This window comes from Arthrobacter sp. SLBN-112, from assembly GCF_030944625.1.
GTDB lineage: Bacteria > Actinomycetota > Actinomycetes > Actinomycetales > Micrococcaceae > Arthrobacter.
The window spans coordinates 3369876-3392919 of sequence record NZ_JAUSXY010000001.1 but is presented as its reverse complement, the minus strand read 5'-3'; the positions used below and the strand labels follow the sequence as shown (position 1 = coordinate 3392919).

The window sequence follows — 23044 nt, the reverse complement described above, 5'->3', positions numbered from 1 at the left end:
CGAAAACGCCCGGTAGAATGGGCCACGGACCGGCCCGGCGCAGTTGCCGCCGGCAGCTGCCGAGGTGACATAGGCAGCCCCACCCCAGCCCGGTTCTGCCGGGCCACTGCCCGCACCCGAAGGAACACTCCCCATGTCATCGCCCTCCCTGACGCTTCCGTCCCAGGAACGCCCGGCAGCCCGCCGCCGCCGGCTGCTGGAGATCCTCGGCGCCCTGGCCATCGCCGCCACCTACGCCTACCTGGTCCTGAACCAGCCAGCCGACATCACCGGGGGCCCCGGCAGTGTCTCGGCCCTGATCGCACTCTCCGGCTTCCTGGCAGGAGCGGTCCTGTTGATCGTCGCCGTCCTGCCCACGCTTCCGGCGTCCACGCTGGTGCTGATCCCGGTGGCGCTGGTCCTGAACATCGTGCTGGGCCAGTTCGTCGGCAGCACCCTGGTGCCGTTCTACCTCGACGCGATCGGTACCGTGCTGATCGCCGTCCTGGCCGGACCCGCCGCGGGCGCTGCCACCGGCGCACTCAGCAGCATCGTCTGGTCCTTCTTCAACCCCACGGTGCTGCCTTTCGCGGCTGGCGCCGCCCTCATCGGCTGCCTGGCCGGCCTCGCCGCCCGCTACGGCCTCTTCCGCCGCTTCTACCTCGCCCCGGTGGCCGGGTTCGTCACCGGCATCATCGCCGGCGTGGTGTCTGCCCCGGTGGCCGCATTTGTCTTCGGCGGAACCTCGGGCGTGGCCACCGGTGCGATCGTCAGCGCCTTCCGTGCCATGGGCGATACCCTCCTGGCGGCCATCACCAAGCAGGCACTGATCTCCGACCCCATGGACAAGGCCATCGTGTTCACCATCGTGGCCATCCTCGTCTACGCCCTGCCGCGCAGGGCCCGGCAGCAGTTCCCCTTCCTGCGCCGTCACCGGGTCCTCGCAGGCAAGGCACCCGCCGAGACCGCTGAAGCACCGGCACAGGGCGCCAACAGGGAAAACTGACCCCAACGCTGTGACAGCATCCCCCGACAGCAGTACCGCACGGCCAGGCAGGCCGCTGCGCCTGAATCCGCTGACCTTGCTGGCTGCTGCCGGGAGTACGGCGGTCATCACGACGGCGGCCGGCAGCTGGCCGCTCTCGCTCACCGTCGTTGCCGCTTCCCTGGGCCTGTCGGCGGCGGGTGGCACCGTCCGGCGCGTGCTGGCTGCCGCCGCCGCAATACTGGTCCCGCTTGGCTTGTCATTACTGATGCTGCACGGGTTGTTCTTCCCCGAGGGATCGACCGTCCTGGCCGAATGGGGGCCCGCCCGGGTCACGGCAGAAGGCCTGGGGTTCGCCGGCCAGCGGATCCTGCAGCTGGGCGCCGTGATCCTGGCCTTGCTGGTTTTCTCCTTCAGCGTCAGCCTCCCGGACCTCGTGGCGGCACTGTCCGCCCGCGGCGTGCAGGGCCGGTTCGCCTTCGTCCTGGCCTCCACCCTCACCCTCCTGCCCGCTATCAGCGCCCGGGCACGGCGGATCCGCCAGGCCCAGGAGTCACGGGGACTGGTGGTCACTCGTGGCCTCCTGTCCAGGCTGGCAGCGTTCCGGCTCCAGGCGGTTCCCCTGGTCCTGTCCCTGGTGGAGGATGCCGGCACCCGGTCCGCGGCCCTGGAAGCACGGGGACTCAGCAACACCGGACCCCGGACCAGCTACCGGGAAGTGCCCGACTCCCGGCTGCAGCGCACAGCACGCGCCGTCCTGGTGCTGTTGGCCGCCGCTGCAGTGGCGCTGCGGCTGGTACAGGCAGGTGCCGGTGCCTGAGCGCCTGATGGATGCCGATACCGCCATTCGCGGCAACCGCCCGGTCCTGGCCGCCGGCATCCGGTCCTTTACGTTCCACGACGACGAAAGAGCTGCCCTGCGCGACGTCGCGGTTTCCTTCGCGGCAGGCTCCTTCACGGCGATCCTGGGTGCGTCCGGCAGCGGCAAGTCCACCCTGGGCCGCCTGCTGGCGGCGTGGTTGCCGCCGGGCAGCCACGGAGTGCTGGCCGGCTTCCTGGAGCTGTCCAGCTCCCGGCTTGATTTCGACGGCGGTCCGGAAGATCCCCGGATCGATCCCGCCCAGTGGGGCCGGCATGTGGGCTTCGTGCCCCAGGATCCTGCCACGGTCCTGTCAACCGTCCGCTCCACCGTGGCCGAAGAACTCGCGTTCGGCCTGGAGAACTCCGGGATGGATCGTGCCGCCATGAGGGCCGCGGTGGAGCGCACCGCCGCTCTTCTGGGCCTGCAGGATCAGCTGGGGCAGGATCCTGCCCGGCTCTCGGGCGGCCAGCTCCGCCGGCTGGCGATCGGCTGCGCCATCATCACAGGGCCGCCGGTGCTGGTCATGGATGAGCCTTTCGCTTCCCTTGACGCGGCCGGCGTCGACGGGCTCGCTGCCGTGGTGCGGGACCTCCTGGCGCGCGGGACCGCCGTCGTCATCCTCAGCCAGGCCATCGATCCACTGCTTCTGGAGGCCGGCACGTGGGTGGTGCTGTCCGGGGGGACCGTCACCGGCAGCGGACCGCCCGCCGTCATGGGGGCCGGTTCGGGGGTGTTGCCGCCGGCCATCCGGCGCCCCGCCGCCCCGGTCGCCGCGGTTGCCGGGCCCCGGCCCGTGGTGCCACAGACGGGGACCCCGGCATTGCAGCTGCGGGATGTTGCCTTCGCGTACCCGGCCGTACAGGGAGCCGGCAGGAGGCGGCGGAAGAATGTGCAAGCGGGCGAGCCCGGCGGCCCTGCGGTGGTGCTGCGGGATGTCCACCTGGCCGCCCACCCCGGGGAAATCGTCGCCGTCACCGGGCCCAACGGGGCAGGCAAGTCCACGCTCCTGCGGCATTTCAACGGGCTGCTCCGCCCCGCCGCGGGGGCTGTGTATGTCCGGGGCACCGACATCTCGGGCGTACCCGTCGGGCGGACGGCTGCCTCGGTGGGCCTGTTGTTCCAGCAGCCCCGCGACCAACTCTTCGAACGGTCCGCCCTGCGGGAGGTCGGCTTTGGCCTTGCCCGGCTGGTCGGCCCCGCCCTGGCTGCCCAACGTGCCGCGGCGGCGCTGGAGGCAGTCGGGCTGGCGGACGCCGCCCACGAACACCCCGCCGAACTGCCCGCTTCAGCCCAGCGGCTCCTGGCACTGGCCACGGTCCTGGCGCGGAAGCCGGCCGTTCTGGCGCTGGACGAACCCACCGTGGCGCTGGACGGCGACGGACTGGCCCTGCTGGACGCAGCCGTCCGCCTGGCAGCCGCGGAAGGCGCCGCCGTCGTGCTGGTCACCCATGACCTGGGCTACGCACGCTCGGCGGCGCACCGCATCGTGGCGCTCGACGGCGGCCGGCTGGTTCCTGCCTGACCAGCCCGCCCAGGAGTGCCCAGGCGGGACGTGGTGGCCAGGCGGGAGGGAGTGCCTAGGCGGGGCGGGACGCCACGCCGGGGGCCAGGAAACGCCGGCCGTTCACCCGCTCGGACGCTCCCACCCGGTCCAGGTAAGGAGTGATGCCACCCAGGAACAAGGGCCAGCCCGCACCAAGGATCATGCAGAGGTCCACGTCTTCCGGGCCTGCCACAACGCCCTCGTCCAGCATCAGGCCAATCTCCTCGGCCAGGGCGTCCTGGACGCGGCGCAGCACCTGATCCCCGGTGGAGGGACTGGAGCCAACGGACATCAGGCTGGTGGTGGCCTGCGGGATGGTCCGGGAGCCATCGGCGGCGGTTTCCCAGAGCGCCTTCACGTTGTTGTCGATGAGCGTTGCCAGGTTGGCGGACACCGGGAACCGGTCGCCGAACGCCGCGTGCAGCGATTCCTGGACGTGCTGCGCCACGGGCAGGCCAACCATGGCCAGGAGCGTGAAAGGCGTCATCGGCAGGCCCATGGGCCGCAACGCATTGTCAGCCACGTCCGCCGGGGTTCCCTCATCGAATACCGCGGTGACCTCTCCCATGAGCCGCAGGAGGATGCGGTTGACCACGAACGCGGCCGCATCTTTGACCAGCACGGCGCTCTTCTTCAACGCCTTCGCCAGTTCAAAAGCGGTGGCCAGCACGGCGTCGTCAGTCCGGGGGGCGCGGACAACCTCCAGCAGCGGCATGACGGCCACGGGGTTGAAGAAGTGGAACCCGACGAGGCGCTCCGGGTGTTCCAGGTCCTCGGCCATCGCCGTCACGGACAGCGAGGAGGTATTGGTGGCCAGAATGCACTCCGGCGAGACGATCGCCTCCACCTCCTTGAACACCTGCTTCTTGACGTTCAGTTCTTCGAAGACTGCCTCGATCACGAAGTCGGCATCCGCGAACGCTTCCTTGGACACCGAACCCGTCACCAGCGCCTTGGTGCGGTTGGCGGCGTCCTGGCTGAGGCGTTTCTTGCCCAGCAGTTTGTCCACTTCGGCGTGGACGTAGGCCACGCCCTTATCCACCCGGGCCTGGTCGATGTCCGTCAGCACGACGGGCACCTTGAGCTGGCGCGCGAAGAGGAGTGCCAGCTGGCCGGCCATGAGTCCGGCGCCCACCACGCCCACCTTGGTGACGGGTCGGGCAAGTTTGCGGTCGGGTGCCCCGGCGGGCCGCTTGGCGCGCTTCTGCACCAGGTCCAGGAAGGCGTACACGGTGCTGCGGAACTCGTCCGTCTGCATCAGCTCGGCCAGGGTTTCGCACTCAAGGGCGGCGGACTCTGCCGCTGTCATGGTGCGGTTGGCTTCCAGGAGGTCAAGGACCTTGCCCGGGGCCGGGGACGCGTTGGATGTCTTGGCTTCCACGAACTTCCGGCCGGCAGCCACTGCGGCCTGCCAGCGGGCTTTCACCCCGGTAGCGGAAGGGTCGACGGCGTTGGCCCGTTCCGGGACGACGTCGCCGGAGATGACTTCCGCGGCCCATGCCAGCGACTGTTCCAGGAAATCGGCCGGTTCGAAGACGGCGTCGGCGATGCCCAGCGCGAACGCCTGCTGCCCGGATAGGGGGCGGTTGTTGCTGAGCGGGTTTTCGATCATGACCTTGACGGCGTTTTCCGGGCCCGCCAGGCGGGGCAGGATGTAGACGCCGCCCCAGCCGGGCACCAGGCCCAGGAAAGCTTCGGGCAGTGCCAGCGCGCCTGCTCCGGTGGACACGGTGCGGTAGGTGGACTGCAAGGCGATTTCCAGGCCACCGCCCAGCGCTGCACCGTTGATGAAGGCAAAGCTGGGGACGCCAAGGTTGGCCAGGGTCGCGTAAACGTCATGGCCCAGCTGTGCCATCCACAGGCCGTGCTCGCGCTGTTCCAGCGACTTCACCGCGGAGAGGTCAGCGCCGGCCACCAGGTAGTGCGGCTTTCCGGTGACGCCGACGCCTACGATCTCACCACGGGCTGCACGTTCGCGCAGGCCCTCCAGCGCCGTGGCCGAGTTCCACCAGCGTGTTGGGGCCCAGGGTGGTGGGCTTGGTGTGGTCGAGGTCGTTGTCGAGGGTGATGAGGGCGAACGTGCCCGGCCCCGGCTTGCCTGCCGTGCCCGGAAGGTCGATGTCCTGTATATAGGAATGGGTCACGGTTTCGTTGGGGAAAAGGTCCGCCAACTTGCGGTAATCTGCGGCGCTCATGCGGTGGCTCCTTCGGAAACGGTGGTGGCGGTGGTGTCCCCGGATGGGGTTCCACTGTAGTCGGGGTGGTGCGGGTTCTCCCAGATCACTGTGCCACCCATTCCCAGGCCCACGCACATAGTGGTGATGCCGTAGCGCACGGACGGGTCTTCCTCGAACTGGCGGGCCAGCTGGATCATGAGCCGGACGCCTGAGGATGCGAGCGGGTGGCCCAGGGCGATCGCCCCGCCATAGCGGTTGACCCGGGGGTCGTCGTCGGCAATGCCGTAATGGTCCAGGAAGCTCAGCACCTGCACGGCAAAAGCCTCGTTGATCTCGAACAGGCCAATGTCATCTATGGTCAGCCCGGCGTTCTTGAGCGCCTTTTCGGTGGCGGGTACCGGGCCGATGCCCATGACCTCGGGTTCCACGCCGGCGTAGGCGTAGCTGACCAGCCGCATCTTCACGGGCAGCCCCAGTTCGGCGGCGGCTTCGGAGGACGCCAGGACAGCGGCCGTGGCGCCGTCGTTCAGCCCGGCGGCGTTCCCGGCGGTGACCCGGCCATGCGCGCGGAAGGGCGTACGGAGGCCTTCGAGGTCCGCCATCGTGGTGCCGGGGCGGGGTGGTTCATCCTTGCTGTGGACGGTCCAGCCCTGGCCCGGCTTCCTTGCAGCCACCGGAACCAGGTCCGGCTGGATCCTGCCCTCCTGGTAGGCGGCAGCAAGTTTGTCCTGGGAGGCCACCGCGTAGGCGTCGGTACGCTGCTTGGTAATGGCGGGGAAGCGGTCGTGCAGGTTTTCGGCGGTGTTGCCCATGTTCAGGGCTGCCGGATCCACCAGGCGCTCGGACATGAACCGCGGGTTGGGGTCGGCGCCGGAGCCCATGGGGTGGTGGCCCATGTGCTCAACTCCGCCGGCGATCACGACGTCGTAGGCGCCGAAACCGATGCTGCCTGCCGTGGTGGTGACGGCGGTCATGGCACCGGCGCACATCCGGTCGACGGCGAAGCCGGGGACCGTCCGCGGAAGTCCTGCCAGCAGGGCGGCGGTCCGGCCGAGGGTGAGTCCCTGGTCCCCGGTCTGGGTGGTGGCGGCGACGGCCACCTCGTCGATCCGCTCCGCCGGCAGTGACGGGTTGCGGCGCAGCAGGCCGCGGATGCATTTGACGATCAGGTCGTCGGCCCGGGTCCCGGCGTAGATTCCTTTCTCGCCGGCCCTGCCGAAGGGTGTGCGGATGCCGTCTACAAAGACGACGTCGCGGACAGTGCGCGGGGATGCGCCGCTTCCGTGCTGGCTCACGTGTAACTCCTCATCGAGACGTAGCGCCGGATGCATGCCGGAGGACGGCAGCAGCATGGCGTCGGTTCCACCGATGTTACTCGTGAGTAACTTAGCCCGCAAGGGCCGAGGCGTTGGTTACTGGCCGCCCGCGGCAGCGAGGGGTTTGGGCTCCCTGGGCGGCAGCGGCTGCGGGTTCAGGAAAGCCTCCGCGATCAGCGGCGCCGTGAGTCCCACCTGCCACTCGCGGGCACCGAGCGCCCGCAGTTCGGCGGAAATGGATTCCTCCGTGACCTCGGCCGGCGGGCGCCAGGCCACACGCCGCAAGTAGTCGGGCGTCAGGAGGTTCTCCAGCGGCAACTTCAGCTCCTCGGCCTTCTCCTGGAGCAGCGGCCGGGCGGTGGCAAGCCGGGCGGCGGCCTCCGGATCCCGGTCTGCCCAGACCCGCGGCGGCGGCGGGGCGTTGGTGGCCAGGTGCAGGGGCGGAAGGTCTTCAAGGTCCCGCGCGGCGGCGATGCACCGAAGCCAGCGCGGGGCCTCGCGCTGCGCCGCACGGCCGTGGAAGCCCTTGGTGCCCAGCAGTTGGGGCACGGTGGCGGGCATGGCCTTCGCGGCCGCCACCAGGGCTGAGTCCGGAATGAGCCGGCCGGGCGCGACGTCGCGCTTCTGCGCCAGCGAGTCGCGTTCGAGCCACAGCTCCCGGACGGCGGCGAGCTGCCGGCGGTCCCGGATCTGGTGCAGGCCGGAGGTCTTCCGCCACGGATCCACCCGCGGGGGAGCGATGCCGGCCGCAAGGATGGCGGCGAATTCCTGCTCCGCGTACTCCAGCTTGCCGTCAGCCTGCAGCAGCTCGATGAGTTCCTCGCGCAGCTCCGTCAGGACCTCGACGTCGAGGGCGGCATAACGCAGCCAGGGTTCCGGGAGCGGCCGGGTGGACCAGTCGGCCGCCGAGTGCTCCTTGGCCAGGCCGAATCCCAGCAACTGCTCGATGACGGCGGCCAGGCCCACCCGGGGCAGCCCGGCCAGGCGGGCGGCGAGCTCGGTGTCGAACAGCCTGTCCGGCCACATGCCGAGCTCGGAGAGGCAGGGCAGGTCCTGGCTGGCGGCATGCAGGATCCACTCGACGCCGCGCAGGGCGTCGTTAATGATGTCCAGGTTCCCGAACGGTTCGGGATCGATCAGCCAGGTCCCGGCGCCTTCGCGGCGGATCTGGACCAGGAAGGCCCGCTGCCCGTAGCGGAATCCGGAGGCGCGCTCGGCGTCCACACCCGCGGGCCCGCTGCCGGCAGCGATGGCGGCGGCGCAGCGCTCCAGGCCGGACTGGGTTTCGATGACCAGGGGAACACCGTCACGGGGCGAGTCAAGGTCGATGATTTCGGGGATGGGGCTGTCGAAGCCCTCCACGGTGATGTGTGGTGCGGCAGCAGCAGCCGGGACGCCGGCCGTGGTGTTTTCCGGAATGTTTGGGGTCATGATTCCCCCAGTTTACCGGGCAGGTCCGTCAAAGCCCGGTCAGCTTCGGCGCCGGTGCGGGAGGGCGGTGACGCCGTCGGGGAGGGGCGGCAGGCCGGCGAAGGTGCACACCATGTCCGACCACGCCTCCAGGTGCGCCTGGACATCGGAGGAATCCGGAGTCCAGGAGGCCCTGAGTTCGATGTCGATGGAGCCGGGGCGGCCGGCCAGGGTGCCGAAGCTTTCGGAAAGGACGCGGGTGGCGGTGCCGCCGGCCGCACGGTAGGCCGCCTTGTGGTTTTCCAGCGCCTCCACCAGCCAGGTCCAGGCCACGGTTCCCAACATCTGGTCGTTGCCCATGTCCGGTTCCAGTTCGGCGCGGATGTAGGTGACGATGCGGAATTCGCCGTCCCAGACGGCTGAACCGTCCGGGTCGTGGAGCAGGATGAAGCGCCCCGTGGCGAGTTCCGTTTCGTCCTCGTCCCCGGTGGCCGGGGCGGCGGCGAAGGCCATGGCCGCAGGGCCATGCATGGGAGTTGCGGCGGCCCCGGCGCCGGGCGCCATGACTTCGGCGCCCAACGCGACGGCGAAGGGTGCCAGGCGTGCGGGTGCAGGGATCTCGGCGAGGCGCAGTTCCTTGCGGCACTGTGCCTTCCTGAGGGTTCCCAAGGCGTGGAGGAAAGCCGGGGGAACCTGGTCAAGTGCGTTCACCTTGGCAGATTACGGGGCCGGACGCGGCAGGACGGGAAGGCTCGCCGTCACGGGCCGGTCACCCGTCCCGGCCGTCCCGGTATTCCCGGAGTTCGTGGCGGATCGCGGCGGCGAAGGCATCGACGTCTTCTTCGGTGGTGTCGAAGGAGCACATCCACCGGACTTCGCCGGCGGCCTCGTCCCAGTCGTAGAAACGGAAGGAGCTGCGCAGCCGGTCAGCCACCCCGGGAGGAAGGACGGCGAATACGCCGTTGGATTCCGTCTTCCGGGTGGGCCGGACACCGTCGATGGTGTCGACCGCGGCGCGGAGCCTGGTTGCCATGGCGTTGGCGTGCGAGGCCGAACGCAGCCACAGGTCACCTTCGAGCAAGGCGATGAACTGGGCAGACAGGAAGCGCATCTTCGAGGCAAGCTGCATGTCCATCTTGCGCAGGTACACCAGGCCGTGTGCTGCCTCGGGGTTCAGCGCCACCACCACTTCGCCGTAGAGCAGCCCGTTCTTGGTGCCGCCGAAGGAGAGGATGTCAACGCCAGCGTCCCGGGTGAAAGCCCGCAGCGGCAGGCCGAGGTGGGCGGCCGCGTTGGCCAGCCGGGCCCCGTCCATGTGCAGTTTCATCCCCTTCGCGTGCGCGTGGTCGGCAATGGCCAGCACTTCCCCGGGGGTGTAGCAGGTGCCCAGTTCCGTGGTCTGGGTGATGGAGACCGCCAACGGCTGGGCTCGGTGCTCGTCACCCCAGCCCCAGGCTTCCCGGTCGATCAGTTCCGGCGTCAGCTTGCCGTCGGGAGTGGGGACGTGGAGCAGTTTCATGCCGCCGATGCGTTCCGGTGCGCCGTTCTCGTCCATGTTGATGTGCGCGGTGGAGGCGCACACCACGGCGCCCCAAACGGGGGAGCAGGGACTGCAGCGAGACGACATTGGCGCCGGTGCCATTGAAGACCGGAAAGCATTCGATGCCCGGGCCGAAGTGTTCAACCATCAGCTCGTGCAGCCGCGCGGTGTAGTCGTCCTCGCCGTAGGAGACCTGGTGCCCCTCGTTGGCGGCGGCCAGGGCTGCAAGGATCTCGGGGTGGACCCCGGAGTAGTTGTCGGAGGCAAACCCGCGCACACCGGGGTCGTGCAGCCGCTGCGGGGCGCGTGTTTCTGCTGTTGTCGTCATTGGATTGCTCACGCTTTCAGTGTAGGGACAGTCGCGGCGGCGGTCAGTCCGCCAGCCGGAGCCGGGCACCGTTCAGTTCGGCGGCGGGAGTGGTGAACAACCGTACGACGGCGGCCGCCAGGTCAGCCACGTCCGTCGCCCCGGGGAAGGACCGTTCCGGATGCTTGCGGCGCAGTCCGTCGTCCACCAGGGCTTTCACCACCAGGACCACCGCGGCCGCCTGCCCGCCGCCTTCCGTCGAAGCCCTTCGGAAGCCGTCCGCCATGGCCATGGTCCAGGCTTCCGCGGCGGCCTTCGCGGCCACGTAGCTGGCCACTGCCGCGGCGGGCTTGTCGAGGGCAGTGGAGGACACCATCGCGAACCTTCCGTGCGGGGAAGCGGCGATGTCGTCGAAAAAGACGCGCGAGACGTTGCGCAGGGTGGTGATGGCGCCGCGCTCCAGGAACTCCCAGTCGTCGTCGGACTGGTCTGCGATGCCCGTGGCGCCACGCCAGCCACCCACCAGGTGGATGACCGCGTCCACCGCTCCCAAGCCCTGGCCGACCTCGTCCCGCAGTTGCCGGACCTCGGCCACCGCGGCGAGGTCGCATACGAACGGTGTGACGGCATCGCCCGCCTCTTCCGCGGCCGCCTTGATGCGGGCCGCATCGGAGCCCGCCGTGGCCACGCGGTGCCCGGCGGCAGCCAGGGCCCGGGCAACAGCGATTCCGGACGCGCCGCTGCCGCCGGTAACCAGGATGGTCAGTGACGGTACGTCCGGCCCCGGGGGCTGGCTCACAGCGCCGACCGGCCGGTGATTCCGGCGGTCGACTCGATGACCGGGCGCATCTTCTTCTCCAATGCTTCGTAGAACATGGACAGCGGAAATTCGTCGTCCAGCACCTGGTCCGTCAGCCCTCGGGGGGTTCCCGCCAGCGGGAGGGCGTCCGGCCCTTTGGCCCACACAGAGGCCGGGTTGGGGGTGACGGTCGCCGACACCAGCCGGTAGGCGGCCAGCCAGTGCGCGGTCTTGGGCCGGTCGATCGAGCGCCAGTAGAGTTCATCGATGCTCTCGCCCAGGGCGATGACGGCGTCCGCCACCTCATCCCAGTCGATGGCCAGGCGGGTGTCCGTCCAGTGCAGCACGTGCTGCTGGTGCAGCCAGGCGAAGAGGAGCTGGCCGCCCAGGCCGTCGTAGTTGCGGACCCGGCTGCCGGTGATGGCGAAGCGGAAGATCCGGTCGAAGATGATGGCGTACTGCACCAGCTTGGCGTGCCTCCTCGCCTGCGGGTCGGCGTCGTCATCCTTTTCGATCCGCACCGACTCGCGGAAGGCCGTGAGGTCGCAACGGAGTTCTTCCAGGGAGTACAGGAAGTAGGGCATCCGCTGCTTGATCATGAAGGGGTCGAAGGGCAGGTCGCCGCGCATGTGCGTCCGGTCGTGGATGAGGTCCCACATGACGAACGTGGCTTCGGTCAGGTCCTGGTCCGCGAGCAGTTCCGCGGCGCCCTCCGGCAGCTCCAGGGACGTGATCTCCGCGGCGGCCTTGAGGACGCGGCGGAACCTCGCGGCTTCCCGGTCCGCGAAGATGGCACCCCAGGTGAAGGTGGGGGTTCGGCTGACCGCCACGGTTTCGGGGAAGAGCACGGCGGAGTTGGTGTCGTAGCCGGGGGTGAAGTCCACGAAACGGATGGGGACGAACAGCTTGTTCGAGTAATCCCCGGCCTCCAGCCCGGCAATGAATTCGGGCCAGATGACCTCGATGAGCACAGCCTCCACCAGCCGGTTGCTGCTGCCGTTTTGGGTGTACATCGGGAAGACCACCAGGTGCTGGAGGCCGTCCTGGCGCTGCTGCTGGGGTTGGAACGCCAGAAGCGAGGACAGAAAGTCAGGCACTGCGAACCCGCCGGTTGCCCACGCGGAGAAGTCCCGGCGGACGGCGTCCAAGTAGGCCGCGTCGTGGGGGAACGCGGGGGCCAGGGCCTGGATGGCGTCGATGATGGCGGATACATGCCGGGACGCCTCGGGGTGGTTCCCGGCCTCGGGAACCGAGCCGTCCTGGGCCTGGAGGGCCTGCAGGGCGGTTGCGGCGCCCTTGAGCCGGAGCCAGTCTTCGTTCCGGGCGGAAATTCCCGTAACGGCGGTGGTCAGGGCCTCTGTCATCGTCGGCTGCCTTTCTGGTTGCTTGCTTCTCTGGCGAGCGTAACAAGCAATCAGAATGACTTATGCCCGGCGGCGCTAAGCGTAAGCAAGTGTTGGCCTCGAGGCGTTGTTCGCGTCCCGAGGCCACCATGTAGCTGGTCGATCGGCTGCGGCGCCCTCAGGCGCCGGCGCCTCAGTTCCCTGAGGGCGCCTCTTCCGCGTCGTCCTTCGCCACGAGCCGCAGGGACACGGAGTTGATGCAGTACCGCTGATCGGTGGGAGTGCCGTAGCCCTCGCCCTCGAACACGTGGCCCAGGTGCGAATCGCACGCGGCGCAGCGCACTTCCACGCGGTCCATGCCCAAGGTCCGGTCGTGGATGTAGCGCACGGTCCCATCGGCAAGGGGCGCCCAGAAGGAGGGCCAGCCACAGTGGGAATCGAACTTCTCGTTGCTGGTGAACAGTTCCGTCCCGCAGGCGCGGCACTGGTAGACGCCGGCCGTGTGCGTGTCCCAGTACTCGCCGGTGTAAGGGCGTTCCGTGCCGGCCTGGCGAAGGACCCGGTACTCCTCCGGCGTCAGTTCTTCCCGCCACTGGGCATCGCTTTTCTGCACGGGGGATTCCGTTGCAGTGCTTTCCTTGGTGTCCGCTTGCCCGTTGACGTCCACCATGCCCGTTGCCTTATGACCGAAAATGCTGTTTCCAAAGATGCTCATGGCAATACCAACGCTCAGGAGTCGCCGATAAATCCCGAACCTGCGTACAGGTGGAGCACGGGAACGCCGAGCTGGTCCTGGGCTTTGTTGGCCCAATCCGTGTGGAACGTATCCGCCACGGCGTGCGGCCGCGTGATCACTACGGCCTGCGTGGCACCGGTTTCCTTAACCTTTGAGACGAGGCTGTCCACCGCTTTACCGGCCACCACCTGGCCGGTAACCCCGGAGCCGAGGCCCGCCAGCGCCACGAGGGAGGCCGCGAGTGTCTCATCCGCCTGCGCCCGCTCGGTGGCGTCATCGGGAGTGCCGCCCGCAAGCTCCCTGAACGCCTTGGCCACGTCCAGCATGGACAGGTTTTCCAGGAAATCCACCAGCAGGTGCCGCTCGGTATTGGCCGGCACCAGGACCACCAGGCTGCTGTCCGACCCGTCCACGAGCCGTTCTATGTTCAGGCGGTCGTCCGCGCCAAGGGGTTCTTCTGTCAGGATGACGATTGGATCACTCATGGCCATAGCCTAGTCCGGCCCGCGCACGCCTGCACTGCACCCCGCGCACACCGGCGGATTGCCGCAGGGCGTGCCGCGGACGCCGGGGAATGCGGGTATCTGCGGCAACGCCGGTAAGAATAGAGCCATGGCACCTTTCCGGCGAGCGCGCCCTGCAGTGACTGCACCCACCCGGGATTCCGGCGGGATGTCGCCGGGGGCGAAATGGGCAGTGGGCGGGGCCATTGCCGGCGGCTCACTGGCCGGCCTGCTGGGAGCCGGCTCCTCCGCCCTGGCCGTGTACTTTGCACGCAGGGTGATCACCCCCGCGCGGCAGCGCGCGGCGGACAAGGAAGTCCTCGCCGTGATCCGTGACGGCCACAAGCAGCAGGTGATCCTGGCAGCCAACGACGACACCACCGTTGACGGGGTGTACGGCTTCTTCTTCGACGGCGGCAAGGGCCACGCCCGGATCGGCCGCATCGTGTCCTACTCGCCCGCTGAACGAACCGTCCTGCGCGAGGTTGAGGCCGTGTACAGCGGGGACCTGTCAACGGCCCGCTGGGGATGGTGGAGCGGCGCCACCTACCCGGACCCGGCCGCCGCCGGAATTCCGTTCGAGGACGTGCTCATCCCCGTGGAGCGCGGCGAAGCGCCCGCTTGGTTGGTACGGGCGAAAGGGACCGCGCGGACGTGGGCCATCATGGTCCACGGCCGCGGCGCAACCCGGCAGGAAGCCCTGCGCGCGGTGGGTCCGGCGCTGGAACTGGGCCTGACCAGCCTGCTGGTGTCCTACCGGAACGACGGCCTTGCCCCGTCGGCCGATGACGGGCGCTACGGCCTGGGCTCAACGGAATGGCAGGACATTGAAGCCGCCATCGAGTACGCGCTGGCCAACGGTGCCGAAGAAATTGTCTTGTTCGGCTGGTCCATGGGCGGGGCGATCTGCCTGCAGACTGCCGACCTGTCCCGCTGCCGGCACCTGATCCGGGCCATGGTGCTCGATGCGCCGGTCATCGACTGGGTGACGGTGCTGGCCCACCACGCCCAGCTGAACCGGATCCCGTCGCTGGTGGGCCGGTACGGGCAGCTGATGCTGGGCCATCCGCTGGGACGCCGGCTCACCGGCCTCTCGGCTCCCGTTGACCTGAAAGTCATGGACTGGGTGTCCCGGGCCGTCGAGCTGAGGACGCCCACGCTGGTCATCCACAGCGTCGACGACGAGTACGTGCCCTACGGACCGTCCGCCCTGCTGGCCGAGCGGAATCCCGAAATGGTGACGTTCGAGACGTTCAACCACGCGCGGCACACCAAGGAATGGAACGTTGATCCGGAGCGCTGGGAACGCCTGGTCAAAGCGTGGCTGCGGCAACAACTCGCACCGCGGCTCAATCCTGGGTCGCTGGGCCGGGCCACCCCGGCCGGGGCCTGACATGGAAGTGCCTGGCGGCGTCGCTGCCTTGACTGCCCGCAGCCGGGACCTGGCCGCCGGACTTCAAGGGTTGGTGACCGGGGCCCCGGGCGGCCCACGGCACGCCACGTATGCGCCGTTCGACGGCTCGCCGGTGGGCGATGTCCCGGTGTGCAGCCCGCACGACGTCGACACCGCCTTCGTCACTGCCCGCGGTGCGCAGCGTGACTGGGCAGGCAAGCCGGTCGCCGAACGCCGGGCTGTGATCCGGCGGTTCCGGGACCTGCTGCTGGACCGGGAGCGGGACGTCCTGGACCTGGTCCAGGCAGAGAGCGGGAAATCGCGGCTGAGCGCCTTCGAAGAATTCGCGGACGTTGTGATGACGGCGGACTACTACGAACGCAACGCGGAAAGATACCTCCGGCCGCGCCGCCGGAAGGGAGCATTCCCGGCCCTGACCCGCACCACCGAGTACCTGCTGCCCAAGGGCGTGGTGGGAGTCATCAGTCCGTGGAACTATCCGTTGACCCTCGCCGTCTCGGACGCCATCCCTGCACTGCTGGCCGGAAACGGCATCGTCCTCAAACCGGATTCGCAGACCCCGTTCACGGCACTCCTGATGCTCAGGCTGCTCCGGCAGGCCGGTCTCCCAACGGCCCTGTTCCAGATCGTGACCGGGCCCGGCCCTGAGATAGGACCCGCCTTGATCGGGCTGGTCGATTTCCTGATGTTCACCGGGTCGTCGGAAACCGGCAAAACTGTCGCCCGGCAGTGCAGCGCCCGGCTCATTGGCTTCTCCGCCGAACTTGGCGGCAAGAATCCCATGCTGGTGCTGGCGGACGCAGACGTTGGCAGGTCCGCCGCCGGTGCGGTGCACGCCTGCTTCTCCAACTCCGGCCAGCTGTGCGTCAGCATCGAACGGATCTACGTGCACGCGGACGTCTACGACCGCTTCGTAACCGCCTTTACCGCCAAGGTGAAGGGTATTCGGCTGGGTCCGGGAACCGAATGGGACATCGGCATGGGATCACTCATCAGCGCAGCACAGGTTGAGCGGGTGGACCGCCACGTCCAGGACGCGCTCGCCAAAGGCGCGGAACTTCTCGCCGGCGGCCGGCGGCGGCCGGACCTGGGACCGTTCTTCTACGAACCGACCGTCCTGGCGGGCGTCACCGGGGACATGCTCATGGCCCGGGAAGAGACGTTCGGGCCGGTGGTTGCCATCTACCGGGCAGCGGATGACGACGAAGCAGTCACCTTGGCCAACGACTCCGACTTCGGGCTGAACGCCAGCGTCTGGTCTGCCTGCCATGGCGAAGCGGTTGGCCGCCGGCTGATGACGGGAACGGTCAACGTCAATGAAGGCTATGCCGCCACCTGGGCCTCCCATGACGCACCGATCGGTGGAATGAAGGATTCCGGGGCCGGGCGCCGCCACGGCCGGGAAGGCATGCTGAAGTACACCGAGCCGCAGACCATTGCGGTGCAGCGGCTGCTGCGGGTGGCGCCGGCCGCGGGCATCTCGAACAAGGCGTACGCCCGCATCATGAAACGGGCCATCATCCTGATGGGCCGACTTCCCCGCCGCCGCTAGGACAATGTCCGTGGCGCCGAGATCCCAGGAGGACTGACATGCCCAGAGGAACCCGGCTTGCCGGTGCAACGGTGTTGATCACGGGAGGTGGCAGCGGGCTGGGCCGGCGCCTGGCACTCGGTGCCGCCGGACGCGGAAGCAGGGTGGTGATCTGGGACGTGGACGCCGAACGCGGTGTGGCAGTAAGGGATGAAATCCGGGCCGCCGGCGGCTCCGCCGATGCACAGGCCGTGGACGTCACGGACAACCAAGCCGTCAAGACCGCCGCCGAGGTGGCAGGGCCCGTGGACATTGTGGTCAACAACGCCGGAGTGGTCAGCGGCAGGAGGCTCCTGGATGCCACGGACCGGGACATCGAACGGACCATGCAGGTCAACGTGATGGCCTTGTACTGGGTCACGCGCGCGTTCCTCGGCGGCATGGCAGGCCGGCGCCGCGGAACCGTGGTGACCATCGCCAGTGCCGCCGCGTTGGTGGGTGTTGCCCGCCAGACGGACTACTCCGCCAGCAAGTTCGCCGCGTTCGGCTTCGACGAGTCCCTCCGCGCCGAACTCCGGGCCGCGAAAACGGGGGTCAACACCCTGGTGGTCTGCCCCTATTACATCGACACCGGGATGTTCGACGGCGTCCGGACCCGGTGGCCGCTGCTCCTGCCTATCCTCCGGGAAGAGCAGGTGGCAACCAAAGTCCTTGACGCCATCGAGGCCGGCCGCCGCAAACTGTTCCTGCCGCCCGCGGTCAACCTGCTTCCCGTGCTGCGGATCCTTCCGGTCGGCGCGTTTGACCGGATCATGGACGTGCTGGGCGTCAACCGGACCATGGACCATTTCACCGGCCGTTCCGGGCAACGCCCGCCCGGTTAAGGCCTGGAGTGTCCGGCGGTGACCGAGCTGATGGGCGCCGCCACGGCGTCCGTGAGCCGGATCAGGTCCGCGGGTGCCAGTTCGATGTCCAGTCCGCGCCTGCCACCGGACACCAGCAGGGTCTCCAGTGCCAGGGCGCTGGAATCCAGGACAGCGGGGGAGGGCAGGCGCTGGCCGAGGGGCGAGATGCCGCCCAGGACGTAACCGGTCCGCCGTTGGGCGGCATCGGGATCGGCCATAGCAGCTTTCTTGGCGCCGAGCGCCGCGGCCATGGCCTTGAGGTCCAGGGTTCCGCTGACCGGCACGATGCCTACGGCCAGCCTCCCCTCGACGTCCACCATCAGGGTCTTGAAGACCCTGGACGGATCGATACCCAGGGAAACGGCTGCTTCGGTGCCGTAGCTCCCGGCAGCGGGATTGTGGGTGTAGGGGTGCAACACAAAGGGAACCCCGGCCGCGGTCAATGCCGCTGTGGCCGGAGTTCCCTGGAAAGCGTTCTTGCGCGCCATTGGTTGCGAGGTCAGCCGTGAGCGCGTGAGGCCGCGGCCACCTTGCGCTTGATCCTGCCCAGCATCGCCGTCATGCCCCGCATGCGGAGCGGAGTGATGGCCCTGGTGAGACCCAGCAGTTCGGGCATGTCATCGGGGACTGACAGGATTTCCCCGGCGGACAAACCGTCCAGGCCCTCGTGCAGCACACCGGCGAAACCCCGCGTGGTGGGAGCCTCGGCCGGGGCCTTGAAGTAGAGGTGCACGACGCCGGCCGGGCCGTCGTCGTTCTTCTCCGTCTCAATGGTGAGGAACAGCGGCGACTGGCACTCCACTACCTGCTCAAGGAGTTCAGGGTGGTCCTTGAGGCGGTCGGGAAGATCGGGCAGCCCCTCCGAGAACTCCAGCAGCAACTGGAGCCTCTCGGGTTCGGTCAGGGCCTGGAAATCGTCCACGATCGCCGCCAGGGCGGTTGGCAAAGCTTGAGTAGTCATCGTTCCAAGTCTACGCGGGGGAGCCGGCGTCAGGCTCCGACGGCGACAGGAACGGAACCGCGCCCGGCGCCCTTGACGATCGGTACGCGGACGGCGTTGCCCCACTCGGTCCAGGATCCGTCGTAGTTGCGGACGGTTTCGAAGCCCAGGAGGTACTTCAGGGCGAACCAGGTGTGGCTGGACCGCTCGCCGATCCGGCAGTACGCCACGACGTCGTCACCCTCGGCCAGGCCGGCCTCGCCAAGGTAGATGGCTTCAAGTTCTTCACGGCTGCGGAACGTCCCGTCCTCGGCGGCCGCACGGGCCCACGGGATGGAAGCGGCGGTGGGGATGTGCCCGCCGCGCAGGGCACCCTCTTCCGGGTAGGCCGGCATGTGGGTCCGCTGGCCGGTGTATTCCTCGGGGGAGCGGACATCGATCAGGGGCTTGCCCAGGTGGGCCAGGACATCGTCCTTGAACGCGCGGATGGGGGCGTCGTTGCGCTCCACCACCGGGTAGCTGCCGGCCGCGGGGGACGGCTTCTCCCTGGTCAGTTCGCGGCCCTCGGCAATCCACTTGTCCCGGCCGCCGTCGAGCAGCCGGACGTCCTGGTGGCCGAACAGCGTGAATACCCACAGGGCGTAGGCGGCCCACCAGTTGGACTTGTCGCCGTAGATCACCACGGTGCTGTCCCGGGAAATGCCCTTGGACGCCGCGAGTTCGGCGAAAGCGGCACCGTCGACGTAGTCGCGGGCGACGTCGTCGTTCAGGTCGGTGTGCCAGTCGATCTTTACGGCACCCGGGATATGCCCGGTCTCGTACAGGAGCACGTCTTCGTCGGATTCGACCACGATGAGCTCGCCGTTGGCCACAGCGCCGCCCTCGATGGCGGCGGCCAGCCACTCCGTGGAAACGAGCCGCTCGGGGTGGGCGTAGGCTGCGAACTTCTCATTCTGTTCAACCGGGTAGGGCATGGCGTTGGCCTTTCACTAAGAGCACGGGAAACCGTGGGACCGGCATTGGAACCTGTTCCCACCCTAGCCAGCGCCTCCGGCGTTGTCCGTATTCCGTTAACAGGACGAAATGTTGGCTTGGTCACGCGGCCGTGCCGGGGGAAGGTGGCGGGCCCGTCTGCGCCCCGGGTAGCCGGTATCCTTTCTGGGGACCAACCACGAGCAGAACGGACCACCTTGGTACAGATCGAACAGCTTGCCGCCCGCACTCCGGCAGTTTCGGTGGACGAACTCCTCAAGGGCTTCTACCCATCGCCGCGGTTCGGCGAGGTTTCCTTTTCGAGCTACCGCCCGGACCCCAAGCAGCCAAGCCAGGCAGCCGCCGTGCGCGCCCTTGAGGAATTTGCCGGCGGCGTGGGGTCGGGCAACGGAGGCGGGCTTTTCAAGAAGCTGTTCGGCAAGAAGGACGAATCCAGGGCAGGGATCTACCTCGACGGCGGGTTCGGCGTGGGCAAGACCCACCTGCTCGCATCGCTGTGGCACGCAGCGCCCGGGCCCAAGGCCTTCGGCACGTTCGTGGAGTACACCAACCTGGTGGGCGCCCTGTCCTTCCGCAAGACCGTGGAGGCGCTGAGCAGCTACAAGCTGGTGTGCATCGACGAATTCGAACTCGACGATCCGGGCGACACCGTCCTGATGTCCCGGCTCATGCGGGAACTGGCCGACGCCGGCGTCAAGCTCGCTGCCACGTCCAACACCCTCCCCGGTTCCCTGGGCGACGGCCGTTTCGCGGCGGTGGACTTCCAGCGCGAGATCCAGGTGCTCGCGGACCAGTTCGACGTCATTCGCATCGACGGTGAGGACTTCCGGCACCGTGGCCTTCCCGCCGCCCCGGCCCCGCTGAAGAACAGCGAACTGAACACGCACATGAAGGCGGAGTTCGACGGCCAGACCGTGGCGCAGGACGAGTTCTCCACCCTGATCCACCACTTGGCGGGCGTGCACCCCAGCCGCTACCGGCAGCTGATTGACGGCATCGACGGCGTGGTGTGGCGCAACGTGGAAACCATCAGCGAGCAGGCCGTCGCACTGCGGTTCGTCGTCCTGGCAGACCGGCTCTACGACAAAGACGTTCCCATCCTGGCCAGCGGCGTCCCATTCGACAAGCTGTTCACCGAGGAAATGATGACCGGCGGATACATGAAGAAGTACTTCCGTGCCGTGTCCCGCCTCACCGCGCTGGCCCGTGAGGGCCAGAACCACGAACCCTCCTAGGTCCCGGCCCGTTCCCCGACGCGGCGCTGCCGGCGTGGAACCAGCAGTGCCCGCACCGCCAGGCCCGCCAGGAGCGCCCAGAACGCGGATCCGATTCCGGCGAAGGCAAGGCCCGAAGCCGCCATCAGGAAGGTGACCGCGGGGGCAATCCGGTCTTCCGGGTCCGCCAACGCGGCCGAGACCGCCGAGGCGAGGGTTCCCAGCAGGGCAAGCCCGGCCACTGCTTCCAGCATCCCCGCCGGCGCCGCGCCCACCACAGTGACCAGGGCAGCGGAAAACGCAGCCAACACCAGGTACGCCGGCCCGGACACGAAACCGGCGATCCACCGCCTGCTCCGGTCCGCGCCGGCCTCCTCGCCGGCGGCAAGCGCCGCGCTGAGCGCTGCAAGATTGATGGCGTGGCCGCCGAACGGTGCCCCCAGGATGGTACCCGCACCCGTCACCAGCATGGCGGGCCGCCACGGGGTTTCGTATCCGAACGACCGCAGGACTGCCACCCCGGGGACGTTCTGCGACGCCATGGTCACCACGAACAACGGGACAGCGATGCCCACCAACGCCTGCAGGGTGAAAGCGGGAGTGGTCCACAGCAGGGCGGGCATGAGGGTTTCGGCGCCAATGGTGGTCCCCTCGGCGGCCAGGGAAACCCCGATCGCCAGCAAGGCAACCAGCAGGGCGCCCGGCACGGCCCACCGTGGAGCGAACTTCATCATCACCAGCCAACACAGGATCACGGGCGCCACGAACAACGGGACCGTGCCCAAGGCCTTGAAGGGGGCCAGGCACAACTGAAGCAGGACCCCTGCCAGCATCGCCTGCGCAAGCGAGGGCGGGATGGCTGCCATCAGCCTGCCGAGCGCGGGCACCAGCCCGGTCAACGCCAGCAGTACACCCGCCACAAGGAAGGCCCCGACGGCGGCCGGCCAGCCGCCGTCGGGCGTTCCCGAAGCTGCCAGCAACGCGGCACCCGGCGTTGACCAGGCCAGCGTCACCGGAACCCTGGAGCGCGAGGCGAGCAGCAGCACACCAAGCCCGACGGCAAGCGTGACCGCCAGCAGCCCGGAGGCGGCCTGGGCAGGATCGGCACCCACCGCCCTCAGGCCGGCCAGGACCACGGCAAAGGATGAGGTGAAGCCCACCAGGGCGGTGACGATCCCGGCCACGACGGGCCGGGATTCGATCCGGGCACGGGCAGCCTTCGCCGCGGACGGGGCAGGGGAGTTGGACATACCGGCAGGTTACCGGCGCTGGTTTGGGAACCTGCAATCGGGGCTGCAAGGCCTCCTTATGCGTGGAAACCGCTGCTGGACGCCAAAAGCGCCGTTAAACGCCAAAGGCGCGGGCGCCGCCTCCCGGCGGGACCCGCGCCCCGTTGACGTGCAGGGGCAAAGCCCTGGCCAAATCCTTTACGGAGCCCTGTCGACCGGTGGAACCGGATTTTCAGGAGCTGCCGGCGGAACCTGCCCGGCGGCAGGTGCCTGGCCCGGGGTTCCGTTCTTGTCAATGAGCTTGGAAGCGCCATCCTGGATCTTGTCGACGTGGCCTGCGTACTTGCCGCCGGTCTTCGTGTCGACGAGATCGCCGGCCTTGGTGATGCCGTCCTTGATGGCCTGCTCGTTGCCGTGGATGAGACCCTGAGCCTTGCCCTTTAGATCGTCAATCAAACCCACGAGCACCTCCCTTCGATCGCGGAGCCAGGTCGCTCCTCGCGCCTTCGATCCTATCGGCGGCTGAAAGGTGTGCCAAGGGAATTCGCCCGGAGCGTATGCCCGGACAACAAAAAAGCAGCTCCGGAGAGCTGCTGTTCGTGTGGGCGATACTGGGATCGAACCAGTGACCTCTTCCGTGTCAGGGAAGCGCGCTACCGCTGCGCCAATCGCCCGGAACCGGACGACCGGCTGATGGGATATAAGAGAGCGGACGACGAGATTCGAACTCGCGACATCCACCTTGGCAAGGTGGTGCTCTACCAGCTGAGCTACGTCCGCGTGTGCAGGATAAACCGGTAACCCGGTGCTACTGCGGGCAAGTTGCCTTGCCAGTGGGCGATACTGGGATCGAACCAGTGACCTCTTCCGTGTCAGGGAAGCGCGCTACCGCTGCGCCAATCGCCCATTGCCTCCGGTAAACCGGAAACCATGGTTTTCACCGAGGTGGGTACGGGATTCGAACCCGTGTATACGGCTTTGCAGGCCGCTGCCTCGCCTCTCGGCCAACCCACCGTGTTAGCGTCGATTCCGAAGAATGTTTGCTGTGACAGTGTCCTGCGAGCGGACGACGAGATTCGAACTCGCGACATCCACCTTGGCAAGGTGGTGCTCTACCAGCTGAGCTACGTCCGCATTTTGGAGGGTTGATTCCCTGCCGTTTCCGGCATTTCCTCGCGTTCCAACGAGTAAAAACAATATAGGAGGTTCCGGGATTCTCCAAATTGCCCCCGGCTCCCAATGGTCATGCGGCTCCACTTCCGCGTCAGGACGCGGATTTCCAGACTTACAAGCGTGTAAGTCACGACGACGGGAGGCG

19 protein-coding genes, 5 tRNA genes and 2 pseudogenes are annotated in these 23044 nt (G+C 68.3%); 7 read left to right on the top strand and 19 right to left on the bottom strand.

All coding sequences use genetic code 11. From position 1 onward, the window contains the following. Window positions 1-133: 133 nt before the first annotated feature. The 3 genes from QF050_RS15850 to QF050_RS15840 are packed head-to-tail and all read left to right on the top strand — an operon-like array spanning window position 134 to window position 3348. Window positions 134-985 carry an ECF transporter S component gene (locus QF050_RS15850; RefSeq protein WP_308931276.1) on the top strand — a complete coding sequence of 284 codons (852 nt, stop codon included), beginning with the start codon at window positions 134-136 and terminating at the stop codon, window positions 983-985. A gap of 10 nt (window positions 986-995) precedes the next feature. Beyond that, window positions 996-1784 (top strand): energy-coupling factor transporter transmembrane component T, encoded by a 789-nt coding sequence (locus QF050_RS15845; RefSeq protein ID WP_308931275.1) that lies wholly within the window; start codon window positions 996-998, stop codon window positions 1782-1784. A gap of 7 nt (window positions 1785-1791) precedes the next feature. Next, complete coding sequence (locus QF050_RS15840; protein WP_308932189.1) at window positions 1792-3348, top strand: ATP-binding cassette domain-containing protein; 1557 nt, start codon at window positions 1792-1794, stop codon at window positions 3346-3348. 55 nt (window positions 3349-3403) lie between these two features. Here the strand turns inward: QF050_RS15840 and QF050_RS15835 are convergent. From QF050_RS15835 to QF050_RS15795, 9 genes and pseudogenes are all read right to left on the bottom strand, one after another. Then, window positions 3404-5564 (bottom strand): annotated as a pseudogene (locus tag QF050_RS15835) (3-hydroxyacyl-CoA dehydrogenase NAD-binding domain-containing protein). Continuing rightward, complete coding sequence (locus QF050_RS15830; RefSeq protein WP_308931274.1) at window positions 5561-6841, bottom strand: acetyl-CoA C-acyltransferase; 1281 nt, start codon at window positions 6839-6841, stop codon at window positions 5561-5563. Before QF050_RS15830 ends, QF050_RS15835 begins: the two are co-directional and overlap by 4 nt. 117 nt (window positions 6842-6958) lie before the next feature. Further along, window positions 6959-8293 (bottom strand): HRDC domain-containing protein, encoded by a 1335-nt coding sequence (locus QF050_RS15825; protein ID WP_308931273.1) that lies wholly within the window; start codon window positions 8291-8293, stop codon window positions 6959-6961. 39 nt (window positions 8294-8332) lie between these two features. Further along, window positions 8333-8983: a DUF3000 domain-containing protein gene (locus QF050_RS15820; RefSeq protein WP_308931272.1), complete on the bottom strand. Its 651-nt coding sequence runs from the start codon at window positions 8981-8983 to the stop codon at window positions 8333-8335. A 58-nt stretch (window positions 8984-9041) separates the two neighbouring features. After that, a pseudogene (locus tag QF050_RS15815) lies at window positions 9042-10140 on the bottom strand (low specificity L-threonine aldolase). 43 nt (window positions 10141-10183) lie between these two features. After that, window positions 10184-10918: an SDR family NAD(P)-dependent oxidoreductase gene (locus QF050_RS15810; RefSeq protein WP_308931271.1), complete on the bottom strand. Its 735-nt coding sequence runs from the start codon at window positions 10916-10918 to the stop codon at window positions 10184-10186. Then, window positions 10915-12282 (bottom strand): DUF6421 family protein, encoded by a 1368-nt coding sequence (locus QF050_RS15805; protein WP_308931270.1) that lies wholly within the window; start codon window positions 12280-12282, stop codon window positions 10915-10917. Before QF050_RS15805 ends, QF050_RS15810 begins: the two co-directional genes overlap by 4 nt. A 172-nt stretch (window positions 12283-12454) precedes the next feature. Beyond that, window positions 12455-12931, bottom strand: coding sequence for a peptide-methionine (R)-S-oxide reductase MsrB (msrB, locus tag QF050_RS15800; RefSeq protein ID WP_308932188.1), 477 nt, complete (start codon window positions 12929-12931; stop codon window positions 12455-12457). Window positions 12932-12990: 59 nt separating this feature from the next. Continuing rightward, entirely contained in the window at window positions 12991-13482 is a 492-nt protein-coding gene (locus tag QF050_RS15795) for a hypothetical protein (RefSeq protein WP_308931269.1), read from the bottom strand. A gap of 127 nt (window positions 13483-13609) precedes the next feature. On the opposite strand from QF050_RS15795, the gene QF050_RS15790 reads away from it, so the two are divergent. The 3 genes from QF050_RS15790 to QF050_RS15780 are packed head-to-tail and all read left to right on the top strand — an operon-like array spanning window position 13610 to window position 17329. Then, window positions 13610-14893, top strand: coding sequence for an alpha/beta hydrolase family protein (locus tag QF050_RS15790; protein WP_374121535.1), 1284 nt, complete (start codon window positions 13610-13612; stop codon window positions 14891-14893). A gap of 1 nt (window position 14894) precedes the next feature. Then, window positions 14895-16466 (top strand): succinic semialdehyde dehydrogenase, encoded by a 1572-nt coding sequence (locus QF050_RS15785; RefSeq protein ID WP_308931268.1) that lies wholly within the window; start codon window positions 14895-14897, stop codon window positions 16464-16466. A 38-nt stretch (window positions 16467-16504) separates the two neighbouring features. Further along, entirely contained in the window at window positions 16505-17329 is an 825-nt protein-coding gene (locus QF050_RS15780) for an SDR family oxidoreductase (protein ID WP_308931267.1), read from the top strand. On the opposite strand, the gene ybaK is transcribed toward QF050_RS15780, so the two are convergent. Genes ybaK through QF050_RS15765 form a run of 3 tightly spaced genes read right to left on the bottom strand, consistent with a single transcriptional unit; the run spans window position 17326 to window position 19264 of the window. Next, window positions 17326-17838 (bottom strand): Cys-tRNA(Pro) deacylase, encoded by a 513-nt coding sequence (gene ybaK, locus QF050_RS15775; RefSeq protein ID WP_308931266.1) that lies wholly within the window; start codon window positions 17836-17838, stop codon window positions 17326-17328. The genes QF050_RS15780 and ybaK overlap by 4 nt on opposite strands. 11 nt (window positions 17839-17849) lie before the next feature. Next, window positions 17850-18311, bottom strand: coding sequence for a SufE family protein (locus QF050_RS15770; RefSeq protein WP_308931265.1), 462 nt, complete (start codon window positions 18309-18311; stop codon window positions 17850-17852). A 29-nt stretch (window positions 18312-18340) separates the two neighbouring features. Further along, the gene (locus QF050_RS15765; RefSeq protein ID WP_308931264.1) at window positions 18341-19264 is read right to left on the bottom strand and encodes a sulfurtransferase; all 924 of its coding nucleotides are present in this window, start codon (window positions 19262-19264) and stop codon (window positions 18341-18343) included. Window positions 19265-19480: 216 nt separating this feature from the next. On the opposite strand from QF050_RS15765, the gene zapE reads away from it, so the two are divergent. Next, window positions 19481-20518, top strand: a complete 1038-nt coding sequence (gene zapE / locus QF050_RS15760) for a cell division protein ZapE (protein ID WP_308931263.1) — start codon at window positions 19481-19483, stop codon at window positions 20516-20518. Here zapE and QF050_RS15755 read toward each other — a convergent pair. The 7 genes from QF050_RS15755 to QF050_RS15725 form a co-directional block, all read right to left on the bottom strand. Next, window positions 20515-21747 (bottom strand): benzoate/H(+) symporter BenE family transporter, encoded by a 1233-nt coding sequence (locus QF050_RS15755; protein ID WP_308931262.1) that lies wholly within the window; start codon window positions 21745-21747, stop codon window positions 20515-20517. The two genes, zapE and QF050_RS15755, sit on opposite strands and share 4 nt — an antisense overlap. Before the next feature lie 177 nt (window positions 21748-21924). Continuing rightward, window positions 21925-22188 (bottom strand): antitoxin, encoded by a 264-nt coding sequence (locus tag QF050_RS15750; RefSeq protein WP_308931261.1) that lies wholly within the window; start codon window positions 22186-22188, stop codon window positions 21925-21927. A 140-nt stretch (window positions 22189-22328) separates the two neighbouring features. Further along, window positions 22329-22400, bottom strand: a tRNA-Val gene (locus tag QF050_RS15745). 33 nt (window positions 22401-22433) lie between these two features. Continuing rightward, window positions 22434-22506 (bottom strand) — tRNA-Gly (locus QF050_RS15740). Between the two features lie 54 nt (window positions 22507-22560). Then, window positions 22561-22632, bottom strand: a tRNA-Val gene (locus QF050_RS15735). Window positions 22633-22669: 37 nt separating this feature from the next. Then, window positions 22670-22740 (bottom strand) — tRNA-Cys (locus tag QF050_RS15730). Window positions 22741-22787: 47 nt separating this feature from the next. Beyond that, a tRNA-Gly gene (locus tag QF050_RS15725) sits at window positions 22788-22860 on the bottom strand. Window positions 22861-23044 lie beyond the last annotated feature (184 nt).

What these genes read in the sequence shown, in the direction of transcription:
- QF050_RS15805 (WP_308931270.1), bottom strand. Translation starts at nt 12,282, where the DNA reads ATGACAGAGGCCCTGACCACCGCCGTTACGGGAATTTCCGCCCGGAAC.
- QF050_RS15765 (WP_308931264.1), bottom strand. Translation starts at nt 19,264, where the DNA reads ATGCCCTACCCGGTTGAACAGAATGAGAAGTTCGCAGCCTACGCCCAC.
- QF050_RS15780 (WP_308931267.1), top strand. Translation starts at nt 16,505, where the DNA reads ATGCCCAGAGGAACCCGGCTTGCCGGTGCAACGGTGTTGATCACGGGA.
- ybaK (WP_308931266.1), bottom strand. Translation starts at nt 17,838, where the DNA reads ATGGCGCGCAAGAACGCTTTCCAGGGAACTCCGGCCACAGCGGCATTG.
- QF050_RS15850 (WP_308931276.1), top strand. Translation starts at nt 134, where the DNA reads ATGTCATCGCCCTCCCTGACGCTTCCGTCCCAGGAACGCCCGGCAGCC.
- QF050_RS15785 (WP_308931268.1), top strand. Translation starts at nt 14,895, where the DNA reads ATGGAAGTGCCTGGCGGCGTCGCTGCCTTGACTGCCCGCAGCCGGGAC.
- QF050_RS15755 (WP_308931262.1), bottom strand. Translation starts at nt 21,747, where the DNA reads ATGTCCAACTCCCCTGCCCCGTCCGCGGCGAAGGCTGCCCGTGCCCGG.
- QF050_RS15840 (WP_308932189.1), top strand. Translation starts at nt 1,792, where the DNA reads ATGGATGCCGATACCGCCATTCGCGGCAACCGCCCGGTCCTGGCCGCC.
- QF050_RS15790 (WP_374121535.1), top strand. Translation starts at nt 13,610, where the DNA reads ATGGCACCTTTCCGGCGAGCGCGCCCTGCAGTGACTGCACCCACCCGG.
- QF050_RS15795 (WP_308931269.1), bottom strand. Translation starts at nt 13,482, where the DNA reads ATGAGTGATCCAATCGTCATCCTGACAGAAGAACCCCTTGGCGCGGAC.
- QF050_RS15770 (WP_308931265.1), bottom strand. Translation starts at nt 18,311, where the DNA reads ATGACTACTCAAGCTTTGCCAACCGCCCTGGCGGCGATCGTGGACGAT.
- msrB (WP_308932188.1), bottom strand. Translation starts at nt 12,931, where the DNA reads ATGGTGGACGTCAACGGGCAAGCGGACACCAAGGAAAGCACTGCAACG.
- QF050_RS15825 (WP_308931273.1), bottom strand. Translation starts at nt 8,293, where the DNA reads ATGACCCCAAACATTCCGGAAAACACCACGGCCGGCGTCCCGGCTGCT.